Raw genomic sequence first — 12,687 nt, 5'->3', positions numbered from 1 at the left:
GCAGCTTCTTTCACTTATAAATAGGCAATAAACAGCAGATTTACAATATTAGAGAAATGCTTCAAAATAAATAGGCACTTCAATCAGGCTTTTGCGGGATTAAAAAAATATTTTAAATAGGCAAATTCTTCAATACCATGTTGTATAGTTTTAAACAAAAAAAGACAAGAGTTGTTAAGAGAAATGCCCATGTCAGAACTTGAAAAAAAATAATAAAAACAATTCCTGTAAAACTTAGACTGGCACTTGCTGCATTTACAAAGTAAATAAAATACACCAAAGCTGTTAGAACAAAAGTTCCAATAAGCACCATAGAATGAAAAATACAAAACAATGAAATGATGCTGCCAATAAAATAGATAATGCTCCCCTTTTTTGCCTTTATAAGACTTTCACCTGTCGAATCTGCAGAAAAAAATAAAAGGGATAATTCATTAATGGTATCTGCCATAAGCTTTAATACAGCAAGTCCCATAAAAAAACAACCAGCTAAAACAAGAAGCATCACTAATTTAATACTCGTCTCTGTAAAAAATTCTAACAGCCCTTTATATACTCCAATTTCCTTAAAGAACGACAACAAGGCCTTTTCCGCTTTCATAGCAAATGCCAGACTAAACAAACTGATAGAAAAAAGGGGGAAATAACTTGTAATATATGTATTATTCATGAATGTCTTTCTAAAAACCCCTTCCTTATCACAACTAAAAATCTACTTGCCCTTATGGACGAAAATTCTCTCTATCTACTCCCTTCCTCCAAATAATTATCTGCTATTTTCCGAATATACTCTCTCGGTTCAAACGGCATATCTACATCAGCGAAAAATCTTTCTATATCGTCCGATACCACTATATTCATTAGAGAATAAAACTCCTTTTTTGCATTTGATCGCTTCAAAATGCACCAATGAATATTATCCCAAATATCATCAAAAACAAGCAAATTTTATGCACTATTCCCCCTTTTTTCTTATACTTGCAGAAAAATTCCGATCAGATAAGAACATACAAAAAGAATTTCTATTCTAGTTTCAAAACAAAACAGATGTATCTAATAAACAATCATTTAACTTTACAAAATACTTTTGAAAATTCCACTTAGTTTTTTCTTTTTTTATCTTTTTATACAAAAAACAAAAAAAAATTTTCGAGGAATTTGTACGTATCTCTTCCTATTTAATAATTAAATTAATAATAGCGATATACAAACGATATGGGTTGTGCAGAGCCTTTTTTTTTGCGTTATAATCTTATTTAATTAATGAAAATGAACATTTTAGCATGATGATAGGATTACAGTTTTTTCTGAATGCCGTTTTTGTTCATTTATTTTTGCTAAGGAGGTCATTACTTTGACATTGCTACACTGGGCTATATTATCTCCCTTTATTTACGCATTGTTTATTCCACTCGTACATAAATGCTTTAAAAATCTGCATATGGGATGGTTTATTCTGCCCCTGCCTATTGTTTTATTTTGTTATCTCCTAAACATGATTCCGATAACATCTGCTAATAAAACCCTAGTAGAGGAGGTTAATTGGATTCCATCATTAAATATAGATTTTACAGTAAATTTAGATGGACTTTCTCTATTATTCTCCTTATTAATAACTGGAATTGGTGCATTAGTATTGTTATATTCCACCTTTTATTTAGATAAAAAGAAAGAAAAACTTAACCTTTTTTATTTTTATTTGCTTTTATTTATGGGGGCTATGCTTGGTATCGTTCTTTCGGATAACTTGATTGTTCTTTATACATTTTGGGAAATCACTAGCTTATCATCCTTCTTATTGATTGGTTATTGGAACGAAAGAGAAAAATCGCGAAACGGTGCTCTTAAATCGATGATTATTACTGTTTTTGGTGGTTTGTCTTTGCTGGGTGGCATCATTTTACTTTATTTGCTAACAGGCTCTTTTGAAATCCAAGAAATCATTGTCTATATACGGCAACAAGATGTTCACTCCCATCCCTTTTTTCTTTTAAGCATGTTCTGTTTATTATTAGGGGCATTTACAAAATCAGCGCAATTTCCATTCCATATTTGGCTGCCTGATGCTATGGAAGCGCCGACACCGGTTAGTGCTTATTTGCATTCCGCAACAATGGTTAAAGCAGGAATTTACCTTATTGCTAGACTAACTCCAATCTATGCTCAGTCTGCCTATTGGTTATGGACAATCGCTGTAGTCGGCATAATTACGTTATTATACGGTTCCTTTTTTGCAGTCAAGCAAACTGATTTGAAAGGAATTTTAGCATATTCTACCATTAGCCAACTAGGTCTTATCATGTCGTTATTAGGATTAGGTGCAGCAAACTTTCACTTCCACTTAGAAAATGATTATTATACGATTGCTACTGCTGCTTCCTTATTTCATTTAGTGAATCATGCAACATTTAAGGGAAGCTTATTTATGATGGCAGGAATTGTAGATCATGAAACTGGCACAAGAGATATTCGAAAGTTAGGCGGTCTAATGACCTTTATGCCAATTACCTTTAGCATTGCTATTATCGGCGCTTTTTCAATGGCTGGTTTGCCTCCATTCAATGGTTTTCTTAGCAAAGAAATGTTTTTTACCGCTATGGTAACTATAAAGGAGTTTGATTTATTCCAATTTGGCACTTGGGGAGTGCTGTTCCCAATACTCGCATGGATAGCAAGTGTTTTTACTTTTATTTACAGCATGATGCTAGTCTTTAAAGTATTTGCAGGAAAATATAAACCAGAACAGTTGCCAAATAAACCACATGAGGCACCAATTGGCATGCTTATTTCACCATTGATACTCGTATCTCTAGTTATAGTCATTGGACTATTCCCTAATATTCTTTCCAATACCATTTTATCTCCTGCTGTCGCAGCAGTTTATGGAGATGTTCCATCCTATGACCTTCATATCTATCATTGGCATGGATTCAACATAGAATTTTTTATGACAATTGGTGTATTTGTCCTGGGAGTTCTTTTAAGCTTAACTTTTACAAAGTGGAAAAATATCTATCGAATGTTTCCCTATAGTATAAACACTCTTTATGACTTCCTGATAGAAAAAGGAAAAGTTTGGGCAAAACAATTAACAAATAGATATATGGTAGGTTCTATTCGAACATACCTATTCTATATTTTCACCTTTTTAGTTGCCATTACAGGCTATACTTTATTAACAAAAAATGGAGTCAACTTTCACGGAAAAAACTTGGCTCAGATTGGATTGTATGAAATAGTTTTATCATTGGTATTAATCGGCGCGACCATTTCTATTCTTTTTACAAAATCCCGTTTAACTTCCATCATTTTATTAGGAGCTGTCGGCTATAGTGTTTCCCTGTTTTTTGTTATTTTTCGAGCACCAGATTTGGCATTGACTCAGTTAGTAATAGAAACCGTTTCTGTTGCATTATTTTTATTATGTTTCTATCATTTGCCTAGAAATGCACGAAAAAAGGAAAGTATTGGATTTAAAATGAATAATGCTATCATCTCGGTATTAGTGGGCATTACCTTTAGTATTATTGCTATTTCTAGCTATAATACTAAATTATTCGATTCCATTTCATCCTACTATATAGAGAATACCTATAAAAAGGCAGCTGGAGAAAATATGGTCAATGTTATATTAGTTGATTTTCGTGGATTCGATACTTTATTTGAAATTGCAGTACTTACTATTGCTGCGATTGGAATCTACACCATGATTAAGCTGCGATTAGGAGGGCATAACAGTGAAAACAAATGATTTAATCTTACAGACTATTACGAAGGTAATTGTTTTCCTTATTCTCCTTTTTTCAGTAGATATCTTTTTTGCAGGACATTACACTCCTGGCGGTGGATTTGTGGGAGGATTAATGACAAGTGCGGCTCTTGTCTTATTATTGATTGCCTATGATATCAAAACGGTCGCAAATCTTTTTCCAGTCAATTATATCTATGTAGCTGCAACTGGTTTGCTTATCGCGCTTGTTACTGGCATAAGTTCTATTCTTCGGCATAAACCATTTTTGACACATGCTTTTAATAAACATGTACATCTTCCTCTTTTTGGTGAAACTTCCCTTCATACTGCCGCATTATTTGATTTGGGAGTGTACTTAGTTGTTGTTGGAGTGACAATGACCATTATTCAAAGCATTGGAGAGGATAAATAATGGAAATTTTAATGTCAATTATTATAGGAATCTTATTTACATCTGCAACTTATTTAATGCTTTCTAAAAGCATATTGAGGATTATTATTGGAACTGGGCTTTTAAGCCACGGTATTCATTTGCTGCTTTTAACAATGGGAGGGCTGAAAAAGGGAGCATCCCCACTACTTGGACAGCATGCCAGCTCTTATTCAGATCCACTGCCACAAGCATTGATTTTGACAGCTATTGTCATCAGCTTTGGAGTAACCTCCTTCTTTTTAGTGCTTGCCTATCGCACCTATCAAGAATTGGGTACGGATAATTTAGAGAAATTGCGAGGTAAAAAAGAACATGAGTAATATTAGTATTTTTCCAATTATTATCCCTTTTTTTACAGGGATTCTCTTAATCTTTTTTCATAAACACATTATTATTCAGCGATTAGTATCCACTGTCAGCCTGATAGTTGCAATTATTACTTCCCTTTTTCTTATTGCTGCAGTCAAAAAAGCAGGCGTGCAAACACTTAATCTTAGCAATTGGGAAGCACCGTTTGGCATTACACTTGTTTCTGATATGCTTTCTGCTTTATTAGTTTTAACAACTAATATTGTTGCATTATGCTGCATACTCTACTCTTTTAAAGGAATAGACCAAGATAGAGAAAGCTACTTTTATTATTCTCTTATACAATTTTTACTTGTCGGAGTTATCGGGGCTTTTTCTACGGGAGATATTTTTAACTTATTTGTCTTTTTTGAAGTGATGCTTATGTCTTCTTATGCGCTTCTTGTTATTGGAGGCACGAAAGTACAGCTAAGAGAAACAGTGAAATATATACTTGTAAATATTATTTCTTCCGGTTTATTTGTAACAACAGTTGGTTATTTATATTCTGTTGTCGGCACATTAAATATGGCTCATATTTCGGAAAGATTGAGTGAAGTTGAAAATTCCGGCATTCTCACTGTCATTGCTGTGCTATTTTTAATTGTTTTTGGTTTAAAAGGAGCTCTTTTCCCTTTATTTTTCTGGATGCCTGGCTCTTATTATGCTGCTCCTATACCCATTTTAGCCTTATTTGGAGCCCTTTTAACAAAGGTGGGAGTATACTCGATAGCAAGGACATTTACATTGTTCTTCTCTACAAACGAATATATTTTTACGATTTTAAGTATTTTATCCCTTATTACGATTGTATTAGGAGTTATCGGAGCTTTAGCTTATTATGATATAAAAAAAATTATCATCTATAATATTTTAACTGCAGTTGGGGTCATTTTGTATGGGGTGGCAGCATTTACTGAAAACTCTCTAATTGGAGCTCTTTTTTATTTAATGCATGATATGATAATCAAAACTGCATTATTTTTGCTGATTGGCGCAATTTTTGCTGCTAGCGGTACATTCCATTTAAGCAAAATGGGAGGATTATTGAGTAGCCATCCTGCACTTGCATGGACATTCTTTATTGCAGCCATCTCTTTGGCGGGTATTCCTCCATTAAGCGGCTTTATCGGCAAACTGATGATTATTCAAGGAGGATTCGAAAAGCATGATTATTACGGCAGCTTTATCGTCTTAATTTCAAGCCTATTTGTACTCCTATCTGTTATCAAAATTTTCATTAAAGCATTTTGGGGAACAGAAACAAAAACAAAAAAGCCTTCTATTAAAGCTTTATTATGCCCATCCATCATCCTTGTTTGCCTGTCCTTTTTTATAGGGATTTTTTCCGAAAGTATTTATCCATATATTTCACTGGCAACTGAAACCCTGCTTCATCCAACCAATTATATTGAAGCTGTTTTAAAGGAGTAATAACTATGGCATTTCAATTATTATTAAATGTATTTTTAGCATTTGTCTGGATGTTTTTAAAAGGATCTACGGAAGCTGATACGTTTATCATTGGCTACATCATTGGGTTGCTTTTAATTTTTTTGACAAGGCGCTTTTTTACCGGGCGTTTCTATTTATATAGAATCGTCTCTATTCTAAAACTTTTATTTATTTTTATTAAGGAATTGATTTTGGCAAACTATGCTGTATTTAAGTCAATTATCCGGCCAAATGCCAAATTGACACCAGGCATTTTTGCAATGAAAACAGTGCTCACAGCAGATTGGCAAATCACTATATTATCAAATTTAATTACATTAACGCCAGGAACTTTAGTTGTTGATATTTCAGAAGATAATTCTACATTATATATTCATGCAATGGATATCAGCAATAAAGAAGCAACAATCGAAGCTATTCAAAACAGCTTTGAAAAAGCAATATTAGAGGTGAGTAAATAATGTTTTCTTTTGTTTTGCATGCTTCACTAGTGCTTATTGCATTATCGATGATTGGTTTTATTTATCGTGTTATTAAAGGACCTTCCACACCAGATAGAGTAGTTGCCCTTGATGCTATCGGGATTAATTTAGTAGCAATTACAAGCATTCTTTCCATCTTGCTGAAAACAACAGCTTTTTTAGAAGTAATTTTATTAATTGGAATTCTTGCTTTTATTGGCACAGTAGCTTTTTCCAAGTATTTAGAAAAAGGAGTAGTTGTGGAACATGATCGAAATAATCATTAATATTATTACTGGCACTCTAATTTTTTTAGGAGCAGCACTTACGGTTGTAGCGGCATTCGGGGTAATTAAATTGCCTGATGTCTACACAAGGAATCATGCGGCTTCCAAATCTGCCACCCTTGGAATTATGTGCATTTTGCTTGGCACGTGCCTTTACTTTTTCCAAACAGAAGGCGTGTTTAATTCGCGGTTAATTCTTGCCATTGCCTTTATCTTTATTACATCTCCTGTCGCTGGCCATTTAGTTATTCGAGCTGCCTACAACACAAATGTTCCTATGTGCGATCATACAATCAGAGACGATTTAAAGCAACAACAAAAGATTACTTCTGAATAAATAGCCTACTATTGCAGCGGTGCTTGCTAGTGCCGCTGCTTTATTTATGAGGGGTATCATTGTATATTTTTAAGCAAATGATTTTAGATATTTTTATAAAAATTCAATGATTATCACACTTGCTGTTCCAATGCTGAAATATAGCTCCTCCATCTATTTCCACTTCTATTACTGCCTTTACATGACATACTAAAAAAGTCCCCATAAGGACCAAAACAAAAACAGGAGTGAATTTAATGGAGCATATTCGTGAAGGGCTTATTCCTACTGTGTTAGGTACTGCGGTCACCACAGCTGGTCTTGTGATGAAACAGAACCGTAAAATAGATTCTATGATATCTAATACTGTTTTTGGTTTTGGACTTGCACATATTGTGCTAGGAACTATTGATTTAGTAGAACACCGCAACCGATTTTAATAAGTGGGGCAAGGAGTGCATCTGCTCCTTTCCCTATACAAATAGTACTTTTTCTCCTTTCCTTCTCCATTTCATAAAAACCCCATCTCCTTTTTCATCATATTTTTTCATTTGGCTGAATAAAATGGGGTAGAAAATAGGTACCTGTTTAATGAAAGGGTGGGTTTTATGCATCATAGATCTACGTTCTTTTATATTTGGCACCCTGCTGTTATTTACCATCCTCATCTACATTATCCGCTTTTCTTCCGGGAATTTCCTGAAGTCAATCCTAATCAATGGATAGCATCAGCTAAAGACTCATTATTATTACTAAAAGATGCAGAAGCTTTGTTGTCAAAAATTATCCAATCACAAGCATTATCAAAGCAAATCATGAGTGCAGCTCAAGCTTCTAAAACTCAAACGGTAGAAAAACTTGTCCAGTCTCTCGGAACAAAAACAATGCCAAAAATATCATATAATCCAGATGGAATTACTTTTAATTTTGACCATAAAAACCAGCCTCCCCATTGTTGTTTTGTTTCCGTTCAATTAAAATGGAGATAATTGGAACAAACAAAAGCAAATTTATTTGCTTTTGTTTGTTCTTTTTCTTTTATTAAAGGCTCTGTTAAACTTACCCTTTGATTGCAGCGAGAGGCGTTTTCGCCAATCAATAAAGTGTCAAAATCAACAATGAGCTTTAATATATCCTTATTAATAGTAAGGATATGGACCGTACGGATATGGAACTGGACCATACGGAATTGGTCCATATATATAAGGTCTTGGTCTCGCTATCGCTCCACCTACTAAACCACCTACTAATCCGCCTAATAATGGTGCTCCAAGCCAAATTCTTGAATCTTGATAAGGATTTCTGTATCCATACATCATCAGCAATTACCTCCACTCTCTTCGTTTTTTATCCCCAATCTATCATATGCATACGCCCTTTTTTTGGACTGGGCTTTCCTCCTGACTAATTGGTCCTTTGCCACAATACTCTGATGATAAGCTTCCTTCGTTTCTCCGTACTCTTAAAAAATCAATATGGACAAGGGCTAACTGATTAATTTATTCACCCTTCTTGTGATGCTTGTTTATACTAATAAGGAAATATAGAACGAAAAAGGAGGTTGTAAATTTCATGAATAATTATTTTGCTCTTACAAATAAAGTAGCCATTATTACAGGTGGGGGAGTAGGTCTAGGCAAGCAAATGGCTATAGCTCTTGGTGAATCTGGCGCCAATATAGTGATATGCTCTAGAAAAATCGAAAATTGTCTGCAAACGGTGGAAGAACTAAAACAAAAAGGCATCCAAGCAATAGCCATTCCTTGTGATATTGCTAAACAAGAAGATATAAACCATGTCATTCAAACGACAATAAAAAAATTCGGCTCTATCGATATCCTTATTAATAACAGCGGAACTTCTTGGATGGCTCCCATATTAGATTACCCAGAAGATAAATGGGACAAAGTCATGGATATAAATCTAAAAGGTACCTTTCTATTTTCCCAGGCAGCAGCAAAAAAAATGGCAGAACAAAAAAAGGGAAAAATAATCAATATTTCTTCTGTTACTGCCTTTTCCGGAACTCATCCAAGCTTTCTCGATGCAATCAGCTACAATACAAGCAAAGGAGCAATCATTACATTAACCAAGGAGTTATCCGTTAAACTTGCTCCATATAATATTCAAGTAAATGCGATTGCACCTGGATTTTTCCCAACAAAAATCACCTCTGTTTTCGAACAGCATAAAAAACAAATTCTTGCCAAAATTCCAGCAGGCCGATTAGGAGCAGAAGAAGATTTAAAAGGAATTGCTTTGCTTTTATCTAGTCAGGCTTCCGATTATATAACAGGCCAAATTATTGCAGTAGACGGCGGCTTATCCTCTATGCTTTAACATAAAAAAAAGAAAGGATGGAAAATATATGAATGTTACACTTGATTTTTATGAAATATTAAAAAAAGGAGGAGGTTTGCTGCAATTTAGAATTAATGACTTTATTCAACAACAATTAAATAGTACTTCAGCCATTCATTTAGTGAAAGATCATACTGGTACTCTAACAAAAAAAATTGAAAAAGTACAAAATTATGTAGAAAGAACAGCTGCTGTCATCAACCTCCCAACAAAAACGGATTTATCGAATGCTACTCAGCTAATCCTTCAGTCAGAAGAAAAAATTGATGATTTAGATGAACAAATTTATGATTTACAGGTGAAAATCCAAGAAATAAAGGAACTTTTAGAAGAACTAGCTATTGTTCCAAAAGATACTGCTACAAATGCCTCTACACAAGAAGAAGTCATGTCAGCACTTCAACAGGAGATGCACGAAGTGAAACAAAAAGTCTCCAAACAAAAAAAGAGATTAGTAAAACTTCAAAATTCAATCGACTCCTCCAATAAGGAGCAGTAATATGAATAATGGTAAATTGTCATCCTTTATCGAAACAATATCCTACTCTTTAGATCCTGAAGTCGGCCTTTCTGAGAAATATCCTATTTGGAAAAAAAACAAAGCCACTTTATGGTATTATCCATCTCCAAACAGAAGATACAAAGAACCTATTTTTCTCATCTATTCTTTAGTCAACAAAGCCTATATTCTTGATTTAGCACCCTCTATTAGTCTCATTGAAGCATTTACTCAAGCTGGTTATGATACCTATTTAATCGATTTTGGCATACCTGGTTTCGAAGATCGTAATATTACGATTGATGATTATCTTACAAAGTATATTGAAAAAGGCTACAAACGAGCAATCAGACATGCCGGAACGGACGAAATGACTGTTATTGGATTTTGTCTTGGCGGAACACTAGCGACTATTTTTGCTGCGATAACAAAACAAAAAATGAAAAACTTAATTCTCGCTGTATCTCCAATTGATTTCTCTACGTTTCCTGTTTACGGTAATTGGTTAGAAGCTCTTCGCAATGGCGATATTTACATCGATGACTTAGTCGATAAAATGGGGATGATTCCACCGAGTTCTATTAAATATGGAACAAGATTACTGGTTTCTCCTGTTGCCTATAGTCATTATTTAGCATTATTAAATCAAGCTAATAATCCTAGTTATCGTGAAAAATGGACGCGCATGAATAAATGGACCATTGATCATATCCCATTATCTAAAGAATCATTTAAGCAAATTATGAATGATCTTATTCGTGATAATAAAATTGTAGAAGGGGGATTAGTGATCGATAATCAACCAGTTGACTTTCAAAATATCCACTGCAACTTACTCGTTTTCTCCACTAAAAGCGATCCCCTTGTTCCAAGCAGTTTATGTGAACCTATTATGGACCTAGTAGCAAGCAAGGATAAAACATTTACTTTGTTTGAAGGAGGACACGCATCCTTAGTTGCCAAAGGAACGATGCCCTATCCAATGGAAGAGTGGTTAATAAACCATACTACCCTTATTTGATGCAGCTAACTAGTTAAGATACCACTCCCACTATACTAATGTATAAAAAATCTATTTTTTAACACAGCAATAGCAAAAAAACTAAAAAAGGGAACTGTTAGTCAAATGTCTGACTATAACAGTCCCTTTTCTCTTATTATTTACCTTTTGCTTCGAATCTTTCCACTAACAACGCAAGTGTTCGCGTCATAGCACCCGTTGCACCTGCAGATCCTAAATTATAGCTGCTATTTGTTGTAGAAGTTCCCGCGATATCCAAATGAACCCATGGCGTATTTTCTGCAAATTCCCCAATAAATGCTCCACCCATGATTGCGTGACCATCTCTTGTTGGTGAATTATTTAAATCAGCGATAGGACTGCTTCGAACTTTCTCTTTATGACAGTCAAAAATTGGCAACCTCCAAAGTTGTTCGCCAGCTTCATAGCTTGCCTCTAACACTTGCTCAAATAATGCTTCATCATTTGTCATTCCACCTGTTGTTTCCATCCCTAACGCTACTATGACCCCACCTGTTAATGTAGCAACATCTACTAAATAATCTGCTCCATGATGTTTTGCATAGGTAATGGCATCTGCTAAAACCAATCGCCCTTCCGCATCTGTATTTAATACCTCAATCGTTTTGCCGCTCATCGATGTAATCACATCATCTGGTTTAAAAGCAGCTCCACTAATCATATTATCTGTTGATGGAATAACAGCGACCACATTTTGTTCTGGCTTTAATTCTCCTATGATTTCCATTGCGCCTAAAACAGCTGCTGCACCACCCATATCTGTTTTCATGCCAACAATACCTGTTTTTGGTTTAATCGAATAACCGCCTGTATCGAATGTTATGCCTTTTCCTACTAACCCAATAACATCCTTCCATGCTTCTTTTCCCTGATATTTAAGAACAATCATTTTAGGCGGCTCCACTGATCCCTGGTTTACTGCTAATAATGCTCCCATACCAAGCTTTAGCATATCTTCTTTTTCTAAAACTTCTATTTCAAAATGGTATTTTACTGCAAGTTCTCGTGCATACTCTGCCAAATCACTAGCTTTAAGCATATTTCCCGGTAAATTCACTAAGTCACGAGCAGAATTTGTCGCTTTTCCGTATACATAGCCAATATGCAATGCTGCTTCTATTTCTACTTGATCAGCATGACTGTAAACTGTTATCTCTTCTATAGTTTTTTCTGGTTCGTTTGATTTTTGTTTATAGCCTTTAAATTCATACGTTGCAAGTGAAAATGCCTCACTGAGCGCATGAGAAACATCTAATGCATCTAATTTATCTGTAGTAAAAGAATCAGCCAATAAAGAGGTTTCAATCCATTTTTCTTTGTTAATTTTTTTGAATGCTGCCCCAAACAATTCCTTTAATTCATGAAAGTTCAAATCTTTTTCTTTTCCCAGTCCAATAAAGATAATCCGTTTTGACCCAATTTTTCCAAAGGTATGAATAGCAGCTACCCTTTTTTTCTTTGCTGAAATATCATTTTCCTTAATTAAATTGGTTAACTCTCCCTCAAAGAATTTATCTAACTCGGCCAGTTGTCCTTCTAATTTGCTTGACTTCTCGAATAGTCCAATTATGATGCTTTCATGATGATTAGTGAAATTCCATTCGTTTTTATATGTAAACATAATGATTCCCTCCATTCTTTCTATATTTATTATACTAAAATAAAATAAATTTCGAATAACTAATTATTTTTTTTGCTAAATAAATCTTTTTAAAATGAAATAAAAAATGATTT

Annotated in this window: 15 protein-coding genes; 12 read left to right on the top strand and 3 right to left on the bottom strand. The window is 34.3% G+C overall.

Annotated features, from left to right (window positions below; translation table 11 throughout):
* Nucleotides 1-112: 112 nt before the first annotated feature.
* On the bottom strand, nt 113-670 hold the full coding sequence (locus CWS01_RS11690; protein WP_101177376.1) for a DUF5366 family protein: 558 nt from the start codon (nt 668-670) through the stop codon (nt 113-115).
* Between the two features lie 684 nt (nt 671-1,354).
* Here CWS01_RS11690 and CWS01_RS11680 point away from each other — a divergent pair.
* The 9 genes from CWS01_RS11680 to CWS01_RS11640 all read left to right on the top strand — a co-directional run bounded on the left by CWS01_RS11680 (nt 1,355) and on the right by CWS01_RS11640 (nt 8,040).
* The gene (locus CWS01_RS11680) at nt 1,355-3,751 is read left to right on the top strand and encodes a Na+/H+ antiporter subunit A (protein WP_101177374.1); all 2,397 of its coding nucleotides are present in this window, start codon (nt 1,355-1,357) and stop codon (nt 3,749-3,751) included.
* Nucleotides 3,738-4,163 carry a Na(+)/H(+) antiporter subunit B gene (locus CWS01_RS11675; RefSeq protein WP_101177373.1) on the top strand — a complete coding sequence of 142 codons (426 nt, stop codon included), beginning with the start codon at nt 3,738-3,740 and terminating at the stop codon, nt 4,161-4,163. The genes CWS01_RS11680 and CWS01_RS11675 overlap by 14 nt, the downstream gene beginning before the upstream one ends.
* On the top strand, nt 4,163-4,504 hold the full coding sequence (locus CWS01_RS11670; RefSeq protein WP_101177372.1) for a Na(+)/H(+) antiporter subunit C: 342 nt from the start codon (nt 4,163-4,165) through the stop codon (nt 4,502-4,504). The genes CWS01_RS11675 and CWS01_RS11670 overlap by 1 nt, the downstream gene beginning before the upstream one ends.
* A complete protein-coding gene (locus CWS01_RS11665; RefSeq protein WP_101177371.1) occupies nt 4,497-5,966 on the top strand; it encodes a Na+/H+ antiporter subunit D in 1,470 nt (489 codons plus the stop codon). Before CWS01_RS11670 ends, CWS01_RS11665 begins: the two co-directional genes overlap by 8 nt.
* 5 nt (nt 5,967-5,971) lie before the next feature.
* Nucleotides 5,972-6,448, top strand: a complete 477-nt coding sequence (locus CWS01_RS11660; RefSeq protein ID WP_101177370.1) for a Na+/H+ antiporter subunit E — start codon at nt 5,972-5,974, stop codon at nt 6,446-6,448.
* Nucleotides 6,449-6,495: 47 nt separating this feature from the next.
* Complete coding sequence (locus CWS01_RS11655) at nt 6,496-6,735, top strand: Na(+)/H(+) antiporter subunit F1 (protein WP_375709410.1); 240 nt, start codon at nt 6,496-6,498, stop codon at nt 6,733-6,735.
* Complete coding sequence (gene mnhG / locus CWS01_RS11650) at nt 6,716-7,072, top strand: monovalent cation/H(+) antiporter subunit G (RefSeq protein WP_193603773.1); 357 nt, start codon at nt 6,716-6,718, stop codon at nt 7,070-7,072. Before CWS01_RS11655 ends, mnhG begins: the two co-directional genes overlap by 20 nt.
* Before the next feature lie 236 nt (nt 7,073-7,308).
* The gene (locus CWS01_RS11645) at nt 7,309-7,491 is read left to right on the top strand and encodes an asparagine synthase (RefSeq protein WP_101177368.1); all 183 of its coding nucleotides are present in this window, start codon (nt 7,309-7,311) and stop codon (nt 7,489-7,491) included.
* Between the two features lie 168 nt (nt 7,492-7,659).
* Nucleotides 7,660-8,040 carry a hypothetical protein gene (locus tag CWS01_RS11640; protein ID WP_101177367.1) on the top strand — a complete coding sequence of 127 codons (381 nt, stop codon included), beginning with the start codon at nt 7,660-7,662 and terminating at the stop codon, nt 8,038-8,040.
* 150 nt (nt 8,041-8,190) lie between these two features.
* Here CWS01_RS11640 and CWS01_RS11635 read toward each other — a convergent pair whose 3' ends face one another.
* Complete coding sequence (locus CWS01_RS11635) at nt 8,191-8,370, bottom strand: hypothetical protein (RefSeq protein ID WP_101177366.1); 180 nt, start codon at nt 8,368-8,370, stop codon at nt 8,191-8,193.
* 253 nt (nt 8,371-8,623) lie between these two features.
* Here CWS01_RS11635 and CWS01_RS11630 point away from each other — a divergent pair, with 253 nt between their 5' ends.
* The 3 genes from CWS01_RS11630 to CWS01_RS11620 are packed head-to-tail and all read left to right on the top strand — an operon-like array spanning nt 8,624 to nt 10,932.
* Nucleotides 8,624-9,391: an SDR family oxidoreductase gene (locus CWS01_RS11630; RefSeq protein WP_101177365.1), complete on the top strand. Its 768-nt coding sequence runs from the start codon at nt 8,624-8,626 to the stop codon at nt 9,389-9,391.
* A gap of 28 nt (nt 9,392-9,419) precedes the next feature.
* Nucleotides 9,420-9,911, top strand: a complete 492-nt coding sequence (locus CWS01_RS11625) for a hypothetical protein (RefSeq protein ID WP_101177364.1) — start codon at nt 9,420-9,422, stop codon at nt 9,909-9,911.
* Nucleotide 9,912: 1 nt separating this feature from the next.
* Entirely contained in the window at nt 9,913-10,932 is a 1,020-nt protein-coding gene (locus tag CWS01_RS11620; RefSeq protein ID WP_101177363.1) for an alpha/beta fold hydrolase, read from the top strand.
* A gap of 136 nt (nt 10,933-11,068) precedes the next feature.
* On the opposite strand, the gene CWS01_RS11615 is transcribed toward CWS01_RS11620, so the two are convergent.
* Nucleotides 11,069-12,574 carry a leucyl aminopeptidase gene (locus CWS01_RS11615; RefSeq protein ID WP_101177362.1) on the bottom strand — a complete coding sequence of 502 codons (1,506 nt, stop codon included), beginning with the start codon at nt 12,572-12,574 and terminating at the stop codon, nt 11,069-11,071.
* Nucleotides 12,575-12,687 lie beyond the last annotated feature (113 nt).

Origin of the sequence: Niallia nealsonii, from assembly GCF_002835805.1 — a bacterium.
Classification (GTDB): domain Bacteria; phylum Bacillota; class Bacilli; order Bacillales; family Cytobacillaceae; genus Niallia; species Niallia nealsonii.
This window is presented reverse-complemented; position numbering and strand designations above follow the sequence as displayed.